Here is a 15,044-nt window from a genome sequence, read left to right as displayed (position 1 = left end):
GGTGTGCGCCGCCAACGACCAGATGGCCATCGGCGTGCTGCGTGCGTTGCACGAGCGCGGCCGGCGGGTGCCGCACGACATCTCCGTCGTCGGATTCGACGACGTCCCCGAGGCGCCCTACCTCCTCCCGCCGTTGACGACGGTCCAGCAGGATTTCGACGCTGTCGGTCGTCGGGCTATCCCCGCTGTCACCCAGGCCAACGACGACACGCTGCCGCAGCGCCTACCGCTGGTCGTCCCCAAGCTCGTGGTGCGGCAGAGCACGGCGCCGCCGGCCGGGGCCGGCGGCTGACCTGGGTGGGCTACGCGATCGGGCGGGAGCCCCGGCGGATGACCGGGGCCCCCGGCGACGACGATGGTCCAGGTGCTCAGAGGGTGAACACCACAGTGGAGATGCTGCGCGCGCCGACGTTGATGGTGGCCTGACCGCCGTTGACGGTGGTCGGTTGGCTGGCCGCGTTGGCGTTCTGCGAGGTGAGGTAGTGCTCGGCCCGGGTGACGTTCTGCGGTGCCTGGATCACGGCGTTGTTGACCGCGCTGTTCGAGCGGTTCAGGATCACCAGGGTGATCTTCCCGTCGCCCTGGTAGGCGGTCACCTCCAGTGGCGAGGCCTTCGTGCTCTTGGTCAGGGCGACCCGCTGGTAGCCGGGACGCACGTACTTGGCGTACTGGGAGAAGGCGTACCCGCGCTTGAGGGGGGCGCCCGCGACGGTGCCGTACGCCGACTCGCCGTCACCGATGAAGGAGTAGTAGCGCTTGCCGTACCACCAGATGTAGGCGTTCCAGTTGGCCTCCATCGACTTGTGCACGGTGCGCATGATGTCGTCGAGCGTCTCGTTCCAGACCGCCGTGTTGGCGGGGTTGCCCCAGATGTTGGAGCCGCCCCCGTCGGCGGCGTGCAGGTTCCACTCGGTCATCCACACCGGCTTGTTGTGCTGCTCCGCCAGGGAGTACGGCCGCAGTCGGCCCGACTCCTCGGTGCCGTACAGGTGCCCGCCGATGTAGCCGATGTTGTTGCGGGCTGTCGCGTCGTTGAGGGTCGGGTCGGTGAAGGTGTAGTTCATGTTCACCGCTTCGGCGACCATCAGCTTGGTGTTCTGCACCCTCGCGCCCTGGTCGCGGACGAAGGTGCGTAGCTCGGTGCCGCTCCAGTCCATCGAGTCGTAGTCCGGGTGCCAGTCGGGCTCGTTCTGCACCGACGTGACGTCGACGGTCACGCCCTGGCCGCGCATGTACTGCACGTAGCTGTTCAGGTGGTTGGCGTAGTCGTCGTAGTAGTCGGTCTTCAGCTTGCCGCCGTTGACCCGACTGTTGTTCGTCTTCCACGCCGCCGGGGCGGTCCACGGCGAGGCGAGGATCTTCACGTTGGACCCGTACGACTTCGCCGTCTTCAACGAGTTCACGTGCGTGGCCCACTCGCTGGACACCGGTGACAGGCCGGTGCGCACGATGGACAACCCCAACTGGTTGGCGCCCATCCCGACCAGTGTCTGGGTGTCGGTTGTCGACCAGGCGCTGCCCCAGATGGACTGCGCGGCCCCGAAGCCGTCGACGGTCTGGTACCGGGTCGCGCTGTTCACCGTGATGTCGGCCGGCCCGTTCGGGGGTGGAGTTGTGGGCGGCGGGTCCGTCGGCGGGGGCGTGGTCGGCGTCGTGGCGCCGGTGCAGGCCACCCCGTTCACCGCGAAGGTGCTCGGATCGGGGTTGCTGCCGGTCCATGAGCCGTTGAAACCGAACGAGACCGTCCCGTTGGTCGGCAGGGCACCGTTGTAGTCGACATTCTTCGCGGTGACGGCGGCGCCGCTCTGGGTCACCGTCGCGTTCCACGCCTGCGTGACCGTCTGTCCGGCGTCGTAGCGCCAGGTCAGTGTCCAACCCGTCAGCGCGTCACCGAGATTGGTGATGGTGACGGTCGCGCCGAATCCGCCCTGCCACTGCGACGACACGCTGTAGTTCACCGAACAGCCGGCGGCCGCGGCACCCGCCGGCACCGCCACGGCGACCGCTGCCGACGCCAGCAGGACGGCGCCGGCCGACACCAGGGCGGTGTGTGTCACTCGTCTTCTCATGAGTCTCCTCCGGAAAAATGGTGGTGGTTTCCACGCCTCGGGAGGGCTCGTCTGCGGTGAGAATCAGCGACGGTCGGACGGTGGGGGGTTGGGAGCGCTCCCAGGTGCTGATCTCAGAAAGCTAATTCGTATAACGATTCCTGTCAATGCATCTGAGCCGGGGCCTGCGGGTGCCGTCACCGGCCGCAGGTCCTGCACTGCCCGCGTGTGCGCAGGTGGTAGTCGGTGGACGCGACGACCAGACCCAACCCCATGACGAGGTACGCCGAGATCGCCACCCACAGGAACGCGTCCGAGAACTCGCTGGGCGAGCCCGAGATCACCTGCGCCATCCCCATCCCGAAATAGGCCACGATGCCCGCGCCGAGCCCGAAGCCGGGCACCAGCAGCAGCGGTCGAGGAATCACGCGGCCCGCCACCAGCGGCACCCAACCGGGCCAGACCTCACCCCAGTGGTGCACCAGCGCCAGCGGCAGCAGCACTCCCGCCAGCACCAGCCCGATCTCCAGCCCGAGCACCGAGGCGTCCTGGTCGACGCTGTCGAATCCCACCACGAACTGGGCCGCGAACCGGGTCACGAGGCCACCCACCACGGCGTACGCGGCCCAGCGCGCCCACCGCGCGGACGTCGAGCGCCGCGCACCCGGCCGGACGGTCCGGCAGCAGTCCGGACAGTCGCCCCGGGTGCGCCGCTGGTAGCGCGCGGTGGACAGAGCGAGCAGGACCGCTCCGGTGACACAGCCGAGCCGGCTGGCGAACGCCGTCGGATCGAAGTACGGGCCGACGGTGAACAGCAGGAAGTCCACCAGCTCCGGCAGGAGGATCGCGGCCGCCGCGACGAGCGACCCGGCGACCGTCCAGGCGAGCCCCGCGAGCGCGGGCCGCCAGGTCGGCACCCACTCCAGGGCAACCGCCAGCCCGCCCGCCGCCGCGCACAACAGCACCGACCACCAGCCGGTGAAACCGAGCAGGTCCAGCCCCAGCCGTCCGAACTCCGGAGCCTCGCCGACCGTCCAGGCCAGACGTACGCCCCCGTATGCCACGGCCCAGCCGAGCACTGCGTACGTCAGACCGTGGACGCCCCGACCGCTGATTGGTGTCGATGCCGCCATGCACCCGATCCTTGCGGCGTCCGGTGGCGGGCGAACCCCGCTGGCAGGGGACCGCCCTCCCTCCCGGGAGGGACGGTGCTCAGCTGGACGGTGTGCGCCGTCCGCTCAGCGTGAGCGGGTCGAGCCGCAGGGTCTGCTGTGGAGCGACCGGTGTGGTGCGGATGTCCGACCTTCTATACCGTGGCACGGTCACGGGCGGTCACTTCCTCCACGTGGGCCGTCCCGAGGACACCGTCGCGTACGCATACATATGGGGGTTTCGTCGTGACCATGGAATCGTCGACGAGCGGCCGGCCCGAAGCCGGTGCGGCTGGCAGTCCGCAGAAGATCGACACGTCGGTGCCGCATTCGGCGCGGATCTGGAACTACTGGCTCGGTGGCAAGGACAATTTCGCTGTCGACCGCGAGGCCGGGGACCAGTACCGGCAGGTCTTCCCCGGCGTCGTCGACGTGGCCCGGGCCTCCCGGCAGTTCCTGGTCCGCTCGATCATGTTCCTCGCCGCCGATGCGGGCATCCGCCAGTTCCTCGACGTCGGCACCGGCCTGCCGACCGCCAACAACACCCACGAGGTGGCCCAACGGATCGCACCGGAGGCGCGGATCGTCTACGTCGACAGCGACCCGCTGGTGCTGGTGCACGCCCGTGCTCTGCTGGTGGGCACCGCCGAGGGCCGGACCGCCTACATCGACGGCGACCTGCACGACCCGGCCGCGGTGATCGCCGAGGCCGGCAAGACGCTCGACTTCGCACAGCCGATCGGCCTCATCCTCAGTGGGGTGATGGGCCACGTGCCCGACTACGAGACGGCCCGCTCGATCACCCGGCAGCTGGTGGCGGCGCTGCCGAGCGGCAGCTACCTCTCACTCAACGACGGCACGAGCCTGATCAGCGCCGAGATGCAGCAGGCGCAGGACGACTACAACGACAGCGGGGCGACTCCGTACACGCTGCGCTCGCCGGACCAGATCGCCGGCTTCTTCGACGGGCTGGAGCTGGTCGAGCCCGGCGTCGTGCCGTGCCCGCAGTGGCGACCCGACGACGCGGTCGACACGCCTGTCGACATCGACGCCTTCGGCGGGGTGGGCCGCAAGCGCTGACGCTGTCTAGACGGCGCCGGACAGGTACTCGCGACGACGCCGCGGTTCGAACTTCTCGATCGCGTACCGCAGCATGACCCGTGGCATCACCTGGTAGCGGCGGGCGAGGAACTCCTCCTCCGCCGCTCTGTCCCGGTTGCCCACCTCGCGCAGCATCCAGCCCACCGCCTTGCGGACGAGGTCGTGCGGGTCGTGCAGGAGCCGGTCCCCGAGTCGGAAGGTCCACTCGAAGTCACCGACCTTGATGAAGGCGAACGTCGCCATGATGGCGATGCGGCGGTCCCACACCAGGCTCGACCCGGCCAACCGGTCCAGAACGCTCCGGTCCCTGTCGATCAACCAGGGCCCGACGATGTACGGCGCTGACGAGTCCACCAGGTCCCAGTTGTTGATGTGGCGGGTGTTGGCCAGGACGGTGTCGAAGATCTGGCCGCGTTCCCGCTCGTCGCCAGTGCTGAACTTGCGGACCAGGATGAAGAGCGCGGTCAGCCGCTCCTCGTGCACGTCACCGCTGAGCAGCCGTGTCGTCTCGGCCAGCGCGAGGTCGCGCCAGTAGCGCGCGGCGACCTTGCGCTGCTCCGGCACGGAGACCCCGATGGCCCGGTCACCCTCGCCGTACCCACCGGCGACCATCTGCAGGAACCGGCTCGACGCCTCGGCTCGACGTGGGTCGGCGAGGCTGGCGAGTGCCCGGCGTACGTCGACGCTGGTGACCATGACCGTCAACGCTACCGGGGGTCAGCCCGCGCGGCGTAGGCGTCGGAGCATTCCGTTGAGGTCCTGGACGAACAGGTCGTGGCGGAAGAAGTGCCCACCGGCACCTCGCGCCACTACGGCGTCCGGTTTGGGTCGTAGCACCAACTGATGAGGCCGTTCTCGTTCCCCGTGTCGATGGCACGGCCGACATTCGGGGCCAGAGTGAATGCAGCGTCGCCGCGCGGTCGGCGGGGGTCCTGGCACCAAGGTCGAAAGAGGTCATCCGTGAGTGGGGAAGAGCAGCAGAACGGCAAGTGGGCGCCCTGGTGGATCTATGTCCTCGTCATCCTTGGCAGCAACTACGTCAAGCAGTACCTCGTTCAGGACCTGCCCGTGGCGGTCAACGCCGTGATCACCCTCGTGCTCGTCGGCACGCTCTTCCTGATCATCACCGTGGTGTATCGCAGCATGAGACGCGTCGACCGGTAGCGACGTGGAAGCGGGCACGCTGGGAGTTCTTGTCCTGGAGGTGACCACCGATCAGCCGGCGCTGGCTGATCGACGCGGACGGGGGAACGTCGAACATGTGCGGTCTCCCTGGGGTCAGAGGGTGGTCTCGTTGGGCAGGCCGAAGAAGTCGTGCCATCTGGTGGCGCCGAGAAAGCTGGTGCCGGTGGAGAGGCCGACGTGGACGTCGTTGAAGCTGCCCTTGGTGAAGGCGACGATGTCGTCCTTGCCGTCGCCGTTGTAGTCACCCAGGTAGGGGAACTCCCCGGGCAGGCAGAAGAGGTCGTTCCACTTGACCGTGGTGCCGACGAACGAGGTGCCGGTGGAGACGGCGGCGTAGACGTCGGCATCGGCGTTGCAGGTGAACGTGACGATGTCGTCGCGACCGTCGCCGTTGATGTCCCCGACGCGGGGTTGTTCCGTCCCGACGGCGAACAAATCGTGCCAGGTCTGTGCCGCCCCGAACGAGGCTCCCGTGGACAGGGCGACGATGACGTCCGATGCCGATACCGGGCCCTGGGTGAAGGTGATGATGTCGTCGCGGCCGTCGCCGTTGACGTCACCGAGGGCCGGGTACTCACCGGCGATCGAGAAGTACTCGTGCCACTTGAGCGCTGTCCCGACGAACGACGAACCGGTGGACAGTGCGACGTACACGTCCCCGGCGGCGTCATGGGTGAAGGCGACGATGTCGTCGCGTCCGTCGCCGTTGACGTCCCCTACCGCGGCGACCTCGGAGTTCGGCGCGAACCAGTCATGCCACTTCGTGGCGCCGGCGAACGACGACCCGGTCGACAGCGCCACGTACACGTCGGCGAGCGAGCCGTGGGTGAACGCCACGATGTCGTCGCGGCCGTCGCCGTTGAAATCGCCCGACAGCAGCGTCTCGTCGTTGAGCCCGAAGAAGTCGTTCCACTTCACCGACGTCCCGGCGAACGAGGAGCCGGTGGACACCGACACGTACACGTCGTTGAGCGAGCCACGGGTGAACGCGACGATGTCGTCACGGCCGTCGCCGGTGAAGTCCGTCGGTGACCCCGCCAGGTACCGGCCGCCCGAGCCGCCGGCGTTGACCAGGGAGATGTAGTAGTTCCAGTTCCAGTTCGGACCGGGGTCGGTGTGATCGTTGCCGGGCATCTCGTTGTGGCCCCTGATCGCCGCGCGGGTCTTCGGCAGCCCGTACCTGTCACAGAGGTAGCGGGTCAGCGCGGCGGACGACCGGTACATGGCGTCGGTGAACCAGGCCGGGTTGTCCACGAACCCCTCGTGCTCGATGCCCACCGCGTACGGATTGGCCGAGCGTGCGTGGTACGCGGTGTCGCCCTCGCGCACCATCTGGGTGATCTCGCCGTTGCTCGATTTCACCACGTAGTGCGCGCTCACCCCCGCCGACGGGTTCTGGAACCAGCTCACCGTGCCGGCGTAGGACCCCTGCGTCACGTGCACCACCACAGTGGTGATTCGTGCCGACCGACCGACCTGGTAGTTGCCGGCGTAGGCGGGCACCCAGCGGGCGGGCGCGTACTCCGGGAGCGCCGCCGCGACGTTCGCCCCGGCGGTGCCCGCGGGGGCGACGCCCGCGTATCGGCCGAGGTCGGGTCGCAGTGGGTGCGCCGCGACAGGTACCGGGCCGGCGGCGATACCGGTACGCAGCAGGTCGTAGACATGGTCGGCGTAGAGCCGGGCGGTCGACGCGTCGACGGCGGCGCTGTACCGCGCCACCACCGGGTACCAGGCGGAGATCCGGTCGCGTGCGGCGCTGGTCATCCCCTCGGCGTCGGCCAGGTCGCGGAGCACCGCCGCACCGCCGCGGACGTTGGCGGAGGTGACCGAGCGCAGGCGGTCGACCGGTTCGCCAGTCAGCGTGGCCGCCCGCTCCAGGCTGTGCTGGGTGGGGTTGCTGACCAGGTGCATGACCCCGTACCCGTTGGCCTGGCTGGGCAGACCGCCGTGCGCGTCCAGGCGGGACTCCCCGTAGGCGACAGCGACCAGTAGGTCCCGGGGCACGTCGAACTCGGCGGCGGCCCGGGCGAAGTCAGCGGTGAGCGAGCCAGGGGCCGCGGGTCCGGCCGCGTCGGCCGGCGCGGCCGCGACCTGACCGGCCAGTGCCGCCGTCAGGAGGAGGGCGCACGTGCGCCTGGTCAGTCGCATGAGGTCTCCACTCCGTTGATCACAGCGTCGTCTCGCCGTTGAGGCCGAAGAAGTCGTGCCATTTGGTGGCGCCGAGGAAGCCGGTGCCGGTGGAGAGCGCGACGTGGACGTCGTTGGTGCCGCCCTTGGTGAAGACGACGAGGTCGTCGCGGCCATCCCCGTTGGCGTCAGCCAGGTACGGGAACTCGCCGGCCAGGCAGAAAAAGTCGTGCCACTTCACTGTGGTCCCGGAGAAGCCGGTGCCGGTGGAGGTCGCGGCGTACACGTCGGCGTTGGGATCGCAGGTGAAGGTGACGATGTCGTCCCTGCCGTCGCCGTTGACGTCGCCGGTGGTGGCGGTCTCGCCACCGAGGGAGAAGAAGTCGTTCCACTTCGCCGAGGTGCCGGTGTAGGAACTGCCGGTGGACGTGCCCACGTAGACGTCGGCGAGAGCGTTCTGGGTGAAGGCGACGATGTCGTCCCGGCCGTCGCCGGTGACGTCGGTGGCGGATCCGCCGGCGACGGCGTGGGTGCGGGCCGCCTCGTTGAGCTGGGCGCGGGCGGTGGTGGCCGCCTGGTCGTACCGGTCGGGGAAACCGGAGCGTTGGACGCACTGGGCGACCTGGCCGGCACTGTAACCGGGGTTGTCCCGGTCGCAGACGATGGCCCGGGTGACGTACTGGGTGCTGGCGTAGACCGGGTCCATGATCTGCTCCGGCGTGCCCCACCCGTAGTCCCAGCGTTGCTGGAACACCCCGAGCGACGACTTGTCGCCACACGGCAGGTTGTTCATGTGCGACTCGACCCAGCCCGCCTCGAACGCGGACAGCATCACCTTGTCGTTGGCGTTGTGGGCCCGGGCGACCCGATAGACGACCACTGTCACCGCCGGGTCGCGGTTGGCGGGGATGGAGGGGCAGGCCAGGGTGCCGACCGGGTCCGCGTGCGCCAGCGTGGCCGGGACCGTCGTGCCAGCGACGCCGAGGGCCGTCAGCAGGGCCAGGAGAGTACGTCTCACGCTGCTCCTCGTCGGGTCGGGGATGGTCAGCTGGTGGCGTCACCAGACCGCCGCTGACCGGGAACCGAATGCTGAGAGTTTCTTCAGGGCGATGATGACTGTCAATCTTCTATGAAGAATTCCTTCAATGCATCGTTCAGGGCGGGCAGGTATTGACAGTGGTGATTGTCGGCGGGTTTACTCGCCCGCAACCGCTGTCCATCCACACGGCACGGCCGTGACGAGTGCGACAGGAAGGGGCAGCCATGGGGGTACGTCGTCGCTCGTTGCTCGGCCACGCCGCCGCGATCGGGGCCGCCAGCGCGGTCGGTTCCGTCGGCGCGATCCTGGCCACTGCCGCTCCGGCCCAGGCGGCGGTCTGGAAGAAGCGGCTGACCGGCGCGGACCTGGACACCAACAGCCGCTGGCGGGTGGCCGGCACCGATCTGGGCATCCCGTACGTGTTGGAGAACGGGTCGATCGGCTACCTCTTCGGCGACACCTTCGACACGCCGTGGCCCGAGGGCCCGCCCCTGCCGAACGACTGGCGTTCGCCGGTCATGTTGCGCTCCGCCGTCCACCCCGGCGCGCCGGGCGGAATCGTCTTCGACAGCGCCGCACGCGTCGCCGGCAACGGACGGGCACCGGAGCTGATGCACAACGGCCACCACGGCATCGGCATCGATGGTCTTCCCGAGGTGACCGTCATCCCCAACGACGGCATCAGCTTTCCGGAGACCGGTCGGCAGCTCATCTCCTACCTGAGCATCGAGAACTGGAACTCCGCCGGCCCGGCCGGGCCGCACTGGAAGTCGCGCTACGCGGGACTGGCCTACTCCGACAACGGCAACGACTTCATCCGTACGCCGCTGAAATGGTGGAACAGCCCGGACAACAAGGACCCGTACCAGATGTGGACCATGCAACGCGACGGCGAGTACGTCTACGTCTTCTCGGTCCGGTCCGGGCGGCAGGACGGCCCGATGATGCTGCGACGCGTCCGGTGGGACCGGCTGTTCTACCCCGAGTCGTACGAGGGCTGGGGCTGGAACGGCACCAACTGGGGCTGGGGGAGACCCTGCACACCCATCCTCACCGGCCGCTTCGGCGAACCGTCGGTGCGCCGGCTGGCTGACGGGACCTGGGTGATGTCGTACCTGAACTGCCAGAACGGGTGCCTGGTCACCCGGACCGCCGCCGGACCCGACCGGGCCTGGTCGACGGAGAAGATTCAGGTGACGAGCTGGCAGGAGCCCGCGCTCTACGGTGGGTTCATCCATCCCTGGTCGAGCCGGAACGCCAACGACCTGCATCTGATGGTCTCGAAATGGACCCGCACCCCGGACGGCCGCAGCACCGCCTACCACGTCAGCCAGTTCACCGGCACTGTGTGACGGGCCGTTTACCGACCGCCGTCGAGACTCAGGGATGGGCTGCTCCGGCCCCCTGAGCTGACCGGCGCAGCCGTGGGCCGCCCGGGACTGAACGGGGTGTGAGCGGGTGATTCAACGGGTAGCACCAAGATTGCTGAGGACCGCCCGGAGCGGAGCTGCGTTGGGCATCTGACGAGGTGCCGGCCATGCCGGAACCCCCGTTCCGACGGATGCCGACCGAGGAGGGCACTGCGATGACGCAGCCGACGATGGACCCCGCCGACGCGTTGGCCGAACTGGGCCGGGTCAGACTCGACGAGGTCAGCCTCGATGACGTGCTGCTTCGGATCGCCGAGCTCGCCAAAGGGAGCATTCCCGGGACGAGGGAGGTGACGGTCACCCTGGTACGGGGTCGGGTCGGTTGGACCGGGGCGTTCACCGGCGAGTTGGCCCGTCAGTTGGACGAGTGGCAGTACGAGCAGCACCGGGGCCCGTGCCTGGACGCCTCCGCCAGCGGTGACACCATCTCGGTGCCGGACATGGCCGCCGAGGAGCGCTGGCCGGCCTGGGCGGAGAGGGCTCGCGCCGCCGGCGTGCAGAGCTCCCTCTCGATCGGGCTTCCGATCCAGGGGTCGGTCGTCGGTGCGCTCAACGTCTACAGCGATTCGGTGGACGCGTTCGACCCATCCTCGATCGCCAGCGCCGAGGGCTTCGCCGCGTACGCGGCGGTGGCGCTGGCCAACGCCCACCTGTACGAGAACGCCGCCACGTTGGCGGCGCAGATGCAGGAGGCGATGCGGAATCGGGCGGTGATCGAGCAGGCCAAAGGGATCATCATGGGGGGACGGCGGTGCTCGGCGGAGGAGGCGTTCGCGCTGCTGTCCAAGATCTCCCAGGACACCAACCGGAAGGTGCGCGAGGTCGCGGAGGCGCTGGTTGCCCAGACAGTGGGTAGCACCCGCGGGTGAGTATCGGCGGTTGCCGGCGGGCAGGGCCGCCCACACGGGGTGGGCGACCCTGTCATCCCGGTCAGCTCTCCGAAGGCTTGCGCACCGCGTCGCGTACCCGGTCGATGACCGCCAGCACCGGGCCGGCGGCCAGGTTGCCCTTCGCGGACTGGGCGCTGGGATGTGGCCGGGTCGGCGCGGACGCCTCCGCCGCCCGAACGGCCGTGGCGAGGCTGCGGAGCCGGTCGACCGGTACGTGCTGGCGAAGCTGGGGGAACTCATAGCGCTCCTCGTGCCGGGCGTGCACCAGCACCGCCTCGCGCAGCAGGACGATGCCGGTGTCGAACCCGTCCGCGTCCACGCCACCCTCGATCAGGGCTTGCAGGGTCTCCTTCGCCTGCCGTTCCTCGTCGAGCCGGTCGTCGACCATCGCGTCACCACCCCCACCGGGCAGTGTCCGGGCGAGCGGGTGGACGACCTCCTCCTCGGCGGTCTCATGCGCGGCGAGGAGCTTGACCAGATCGTCGAAGGCGTCCCGCCGGGTGTCGCCGGTGCCGCCGATGACCAGCAGGAATAGCTGTTCGATCTGGGCGTGCTGGGCGAGCAGCAGGTCGACCACGTCCTCCTCGGGCCCTGGCGTGGCCGGGGTGCCGGCGTCAGGCATGGCTTCCTCCCTCGGAACGCAGGGCCTCGACCGGGTGTGGACCCTCGGTCTCGATGCGGTACTCGTCGCCGAAGCGTTCCCGGTGCAGGTCGATGACCTGCTCGCTCGGCGGCTGCTGGCCGTCGTGCAGTTGCTGCTGCATCCACTCGAAACGCTCGTGGGCCTCGCGGACGTAGCCTTCGCCGAGCTTCGTCAGGTCCATCTGGGTGGCCAGCAGGTGACGCAGGTAGTCCTTGTTGGGCTCGAAGGTCAGCGGGTCGGGGAGGCCGGCGCTGCCGACGATCTCCTCGGGCTCCCGCCCGTCGTGGCGACGCAGCAGGTCGGCGGCCTGCTGCAGATGGGCCAGCTCCATCTGCAGGTGCAGCTCCCAGATCGCCTTGATCCGCAGGTCACTCTCCTGTTGCAGGAAGGAGTAGTACAGCCAGCACTCGTTGTACTCGTGGGTGAGCAGCCGCTCCCACCAGTTCTCGCCCGGGTCCAACAGCGACTCGTAGTGGGTGACGTGCTCCTGCTCGATCAGGCTGATCTCCTGGTAGAGCTGGCGCGCGATCGGCTCCATGTACTGCGGGCCGACGTTCATGTAGTAGAACATCACCTGCTGCTCGGCCGAGAGGATCGTCAGCGCGTGCAGCTTCGAGCGCGGGTCGACCGAGTTGCGGTCGTAGGGGGTGCGGATCTCGTCGAACGGGTGCCGGTGCTCCAACACCGTCGGCCGGCCCGGCATGACCTCGGTGAGCCCGTCGACGATCTTCTCCGCCTTACGACGCTCGACCATCTCGTAGAGATTGGCGTAGCGGTACAGATGGTCGAAGTCCTCCAGCACACCGAACTCGTACGCCTGCTTCAGGTAGGGATCGGGCTCGTGGCGGGCCACCCAGGCGGTGAGGTCGACGGCGACCTGCTCGTAGCCGAGCGTCGTCTCCAGCACGCTGGCGACACCGGGCAGCAGCCAGTTCACCACCCGCTGCTGCTGGCTCTCCACGTACCGGACATAGGCAAGTTGCCGACGGACCTCCTGGTCCGGACAGTTGCGGGCGAACTGGTGCTGAAAGTTGATCGCCTCCACCTCGATGCCGTTCATGGTGATGATCCGGCACCGGGTGTACGGGTCGACCGCCTCCGGATCGATCGGCTCGACGTTCAGCTCACGCCAGTTGCGGAGTTGGCTCTCGAGCGGAATTCCCTTGTGGTCCAGTGGATTGAACATGCGTCTCCTTGATCGGGGGAACTGTCGCCGCGCGTCTAGGGCTGGTCGGCGACGGACGGGCTGAGGGGCTGATGTGGCGGTGCGGCACGGCGGGGCGGCGGCGCGACGACGCCACTGATGCGAGCACCGGTCGGGGTCGACGTGTCATCACGTTCGAGATGCCGCAGCAATCGGGTCACGCCGAGGACACGGAGAACGAACGGCGAGGGATCGCGCAGCGTCAGCCGGCCCCCGGCCTGGGCGGCCAGTTGACCGGACCGGAGCAGCGCGCTGATGCCGTGGGCCCCGAGGAAGCGAACTGCCGACAGGTTCAGGGCGATCCGTGGTGTGGGGGCGCGGCACAGCTGCTCCACCAACTCGATGAGGAGGTGGGCGTTGCTCATGTCCATCTCGCCGACGACGCTGATCACACTGACCGGGCCGTCGTGGCTCATCGTCAGCGACAGGATCGGCTCGACCAGGACGGTGCCCTGATCATTCAGGACGTCAGGTGACACCGGCCGGGAAAGGGGGGTTTGGTCGATCACATGCTTTCTCCGCCCTCGACGAGGGTGGCCGACCTGTCGTGCGCGTGCACGAACAGGACTGACCACTGGAGGGCGCATGTCTTGACCCAACCGCCACCGTACCCGCCCCGAACGGTGGTAAACCAACTGGCCTCCGGCCGAGACGTCCGCCGACGACTCGCGGGTGTGGACGTCGGCCCGGCGGGTAGGGCTGACTCATGCTGAAGCGAGCGGTGTGGCAGGGACTGGTGGCGGGCCTGGCCGGAGCGCTGGTGATGACGGCCGCGGAGAAGCTCGAACAGCGGGTGACCGGCCGCCCCGACTCCTACGTGCCGGCCCAGGTGCTGGCCAGGCTCACCGGCCTGCCGGAAGGGCGCCAGCCCCGCTGGCAGAACCTGACCATGCACTACGGACAGGGCGTACTGGTCGGGGTGCTGCGCAGCGTCATGGCGCAGGCGGGGCTGCGCGGCGTCTGGGCCTCAACGATGTTCACCGCGCTGCGCCTGAGCAACGACCAGATCCTGGAGAACGCCACCGGCGTCGGGGCGCCGCCGCTGACCTGGCCCCGGCCCGAACTCGCCATCGACATCGTGCACAAGTCCATCTACGCGTTCGCCACCGGTGTGGTGGCCGACGCGCTCGCCGCTCGCGACGGGGCAGGCCCCGGGCAACGACACGCGGCGCTGCGCCCCGGTCGCCACGCGGACGTCGGTCCGCTGGATCGGGTGGCGGCACGTCGGGCCTAGCCGCGCCACGCAGGAGCCGCGCGCAGCCAGGAAGCTGCGAGTCGGGCCGTGGGGTGCTTAGCTGCACGGATGATCCCACCCGTTCCTCTCGGCACGTGGCCCACGCCGGTGGAGGCCGCGCCCCGGCTCGCCGCCCGGCTGGGGCTGGCCGAGCTCTGGTTCAAACGTGACGATCTCACCGGCCTCGGTGGCGGCGTTGCTGGCCGGCAGCTTCCCGCGCGGCGACCGGCTCGTCTTCGTGCACACCGGCGGGCTGCCCGGACTTTTCGGCCACCCCGAGCTGTAAGGGTCATTCGGGCCAGGCGGAGTCCTCGATGACCCGGACGAAGTCGATGTGGCGGTAGCCCGGCACCCGGTGCTCCAGCACGTCGCCGTTGACGGTCCCGAAGGTGGTGTCCGGCCGGTGCCGGAAACCAGCGGCGAAGGCGTCGACGATGGCCCGCTTGAAGTTCGGCCGCGGGTGTGCGGCGGTGACCGCCGCGATGTCGGCTGGGGTCAACTCGTGGTAGCCGATTCCGAGCACGTCGGTCTCGACGCCCGCGGTGACCAGGGCGACCTCGGGCTCCAGCCGGTACGGAACCTCGGGCGTGGTGTGCAGGGCGATCCCCTCCCAGACGAGCCGGGCCTCGTGTTCGCCGATGCCGTTCGACAGCAGGAAGCGGCGTGCCTCGTCGGCGCCGTCGAGTTCGAAGCGCTGATCGTCGCGGCGGTAGCGTTCGGTCAGTCCCAGGTCGTGGAACATCGCTCCCACGTAGAGCAGTTCGGGGTCGGCCGTCAGGCCGAGCCGCCGACCCTGCAGCGTGCCGAAGAGGAAGACCCGCCGCGAGTGATGGAACAGCAGGTCGTCGGTGGCCTCGCGGACGAGTTCGGTGGCGTCGGTGGCGAGCCGCGAGTCGGGGATCCGGACGCCGGCGATCGTTGTGTGGCTCATCACTGTCCTGTCGGTCGGGAGCCCGGCCGGGCTCCGGTGCGTCAAGCGTCACCCGCTGGAC

At 69.1% G+C, this 15,044-nt stretch carries 15 protein-coding genes; 6 read left to right on the top strand and 9 right to left on the bottom strand.

The features are described 5' to 3' along the window. A partial coding sequence (locus KBX53_RS05370) for a substrate-binding domain-containing protein (RefSeq protein WP_210858006.1) occupies positions 1-292 on the top strand: 292 nt, incomplete at its 5' end. A 76-nt stretch (positions 293-368) separates the two neighbouring features. Here KBX53_RS05370 and KBX53_RS05365 read toward each other — a convergent pair. Together KBX53_RS05365 and KBX53_RS05360 are read right to left on the bottom strand one after the other, a co-directional pair. Next, positions 369-2,069 (bottom strand): cellulose binding domain-containing protein, encoded by a 1,701-nt coding sequence (locus KBX53_RS05365; RefSeq protein ID WP_210858005.1) that lies wholly within the window; start codon positions 2,067-2,069, stop codon positions 369-371. Positions 2,070-2,245: 176 nt separating this feature from the next. Continuing rightward, positions 2,246-3,181, bottom strand: coding sequence for a hypothetical protein (locus tag KBX53_RS05360; protein WP_210858004.1), 936 nt, complete (start codon positions 3,179-3,181; stop codon positions 2,246-2,248). Between the two features lie 270 nt (positions 3,182-3,451). Here KBX53_RS05360 and KBX53_RS05355 point away from each other — a divergent pair, with 270 nt between their 5' ends. Then, positions 3,452-4,279, top strand: coding sequence for an SAM-dependent methyltransferase (locus KBX53_RS05355; protein WP_210858008.1), 828 nt, complete (start codon positions 3,452-3,454; stop codon positions 4,277-4,279). A 6-nt stretch (positions 4,280-4,285) separates the two neighbouring features. Here KBX53_RS05355 and KBX53_RS05350 read toward each other — a convergent pair whose 3' ends face one another. Next, a complete protein-coding gene (locus tag KBX53_RS05350; protein WP_210858003.1) occupies positions 4,286-4,996 on the bottom strand; it encodes a DNA alkylation repair protein in 711 nt (236 codons plus the stop codon). Between the two features lie 264 nt (positions 4,997-5,260). On the opposite strand from KBX53_RS05350, the gene KBX53_RS05345 reads away from it, so the two are divergent. Next, positions 5,261-5,464 carry a hypothetical protein gene (locus tag KBX53_RS05345; RefSeq protein WP_030330579.1) on the top strand — a complete coding sequence of 68 codons (204 nt, stop codon included), beginning with the start codon at positions 5,261-5,263 and terminating at the stop codon, positions 5,462-5,464. A gap of 114 nt (positions 5,465-5,578) precedes the next feature. Here KBX53_RS05345 and KBX53_RS05340 read toward each other — a convergent pair whose 3' ends face one another. Then, a complete protein-coding gene (locus KBX53_RS05340) occupies positions 5,579-7,633 on the bottom strand; it encodes an N-acetylmuramoyl-L-alanine amidase (protein ID WP_210858002.1) in 2,055 nt (684 codons plus the stop codon). 19 nt (positions 7,634-7,652) lie between these two features. Continuing rightward, positions 7,653-8,630, bottom strand: a complete 978-nt coding sequence (locus KBX53_RS05335) for a VCBS repeat-containing protein (protein ID WP_210858001.1) — start codon at positions 8,628-8,630, stop codon at positions 7,653-7,655. A 245-nt stretch (positions 8,631-8,875) separates the two neighbouring features. On the opposite strand from KBX53_RS05335, the gene KBX53_RS05330 reads away from it, so the two are divergent. Both KBX53_RS05330 and KBX53_RS05325 read left to right on the top strand, forming a co-directional pair. Further along, positions 8,876-10,003 carry a DUF4185 domain-containing protein gene (locus KBX53_RS05330; protein WP_210858000.1) on the top strand — a complete coding sequence of 376 codons (1,128 nt, stop codon included), beginning with the start codon at positions 8,876-8,878 and terminating at the stop codon, positions 10,001-10,003. Positions 10,004-10,236: 233 nt separating this feature from the next. Beyond that, positions 10,237-10,950 carry a GAF and ANTAR domain-containing protein gene (locus KBX53_RS05325; RefSeq protein ID WP_210858007.1) on the top strand — a complete coding sequence of 238 codons (714 nt, stop codon included), beginning with the start codon at positions 10,237-10,239 and terminating at the stop codon, positions 10,948-10,950. A gap of 61 nt (positions 10,951-11,011) precedes the next feature. Here the strand turns inward: KBX53_RS05325 and KBX53_RS05320 are convergent, their stop codons facing one another. The 3 genes from KBX53_RS05320 to KBX53_RS05310 are packed head-to-tail and all read right to left on the bottom strand — an operon-like array spanning position 11,012 to position 13,297. Beyond that, positions 11,012-11,593, bottom strand: a complete 582-nt coding sequence (locus KBX53_RS05320; RefSeq protein ID WP_210857999.1) for a hemerythrin domain-containing protein — start codon at positions 11,591-11,593, stop codon at positions 11,012-11,014. Continuing rightward, positions 11,586-12,800, bottom strand: coding sequence for a hypothetical protein (locus tag KBX53_RS05315; RefSeq protein ID WP_210857998.1), 1,215 nt, complete (start codon positions 12,798-12,800; stop codon positions 11,586-11,588). The genes KBX53_RS05320 and KBX53_RS05315 overlap by 8 nt, the downstream gene beginning before the upstream one ends. 35 nt (positions 12,801-12,835) lie before the next feature. Beyond that, positions 12,836-13,297, bottom strand: a complete 462-nt coding sequence (locus KBX53_RS05310) for an STAS domain-containing protein (RefSeq protein WP_051708293.1) — start codon at positions 13,295-13,297, stop codon at positions 12,836-12,838. 227 nt (positions 13,298-13,524) lie between these two features. Here KBX53_RS05310 and KBX53_RS05305 point away from each other — a divergent pair, with 227 nt between their 5' ends. Then, positions 13,525-14,052 (top strand): hypothetical protein, encoded by a 528-nt coding sequence (locus KBX53_RS05305; protein ID WP_030330569.1) that lies wholly within the window; start codon positions 13,525-13,527, stop codon positions 14,050-14,052. 289 nt (positions 14,053-14,341) lie between these two features. Here the strand turns inward: KBX53_RS05305 and KBX53_RS05300 are convergent, their stop codons facing one another. Continuing rightward, positions 14,342-14,983 (bottom strand): HD domain-containing protein, encoded by a 642-nt coding sequence (locus KBX53_RS05300; protein WP_030330566.1) that lies wholly within the window; start codon positions 14,981-14,983, stop codon positions 14,342-14,344. Between the last annotated feature and the right edge of the window lie 61 nt (positions 14,984-15,044).

The sequence above is a fragment of the Micromonospora sp. M51 genome (assembly GCF_018070305.1).
In the GTDB taxonomy this organism is placed as follows: Bacteria; Actinomycetota; Actinomycetes; order Mycobacteriales; family Micromonosporaceae; genus Micromonospora; species Micromonospora parva.
Note: the sequence above shows the minus strand (reverse complement) of the source record. Positions and strands in the feature narration are given on the sequence as shown.

Bases quoted from the DNA above. Each gene is read 5' to 3' on its own strand.
- KBX53_RS05365 (WP_210858005.1), bottom strand. From the start codon at position 2,069: ATGAGAAGACGAGTGACACACACCGCCCTGGTGTCGGCCGGCGCCGTC.
- KBX53_RS05360 (WP_210858004.1), bottom strand. From the start codon at position 3,181: ATGGCGGCATCGACACCAATCAGCGGTCGGGGCGTCCACGGTCTGACG.
- KBX53_RS05355 (WP_210858008.1), top strand. From the start codon at position 3,452: ATGGAATCGTCGACGAGCGGCCGGCCCGAAGCCGGTGCGGCTGGCAGT.
- KBX53_RS05350 (WP_210858003.1), bottom strand. From the start codon at position 4,996: ATGGTCACCAGCGTCGACGTACGCCGGGCACTCGCCAGCCTCGCCGAC.
- KBX53_RS05340 (WP_210858002.1), bottom strand. From the start codon at position 7,633: ATGCGACTGACCAGGCGCACGTGCGCCCTCCTCCTGACGGCGGCACTG.
- KBX53_RS05330 (WP_210858000.1), top strand. From the start codon at position 8,876: ATGGGGGTACGTCGTCGCTCGTTGCTCGGCCACGCCGCCGCGATCGGG.
- KBX53_RS05325 (WP_210858007.1), top strand. From the start codon at position 10,237: ATGACGCAGCCGACGATGGACCCCGCCGACGCGTTGGCCGAACTGGGC.
- KBX53_RS05320 (WP_210857999.1), bottom strand. From the start codon at position 11,593: ATGCCTGACGCCGGCACCCCGGCCACGCCAGGGCCCGAGGAGGACGTG.
- KBX53_RS05315 (WP_210857998.1), bottom strand. From the start codon at position 12,800: ATGTTCAATCCACTGGACCACAAGGGAATTCCGCTCGAGAGCCAACTC.
- KBX53_RS05305 (WP_030330569.1), top strand. From the start codon at position 13,525: ATGCTGAAGCGAGCGGTGTGGCAGGGACTGGTGGCGGGCCTGGCCGGA.
- KBX53_RS05300 (WP_030330566.1), bottom strand. From the start codon at position 14,983: ATGAGCCACACAACGATCGCCGGCGTCCGGATCCCCGACTCGCGGCTC.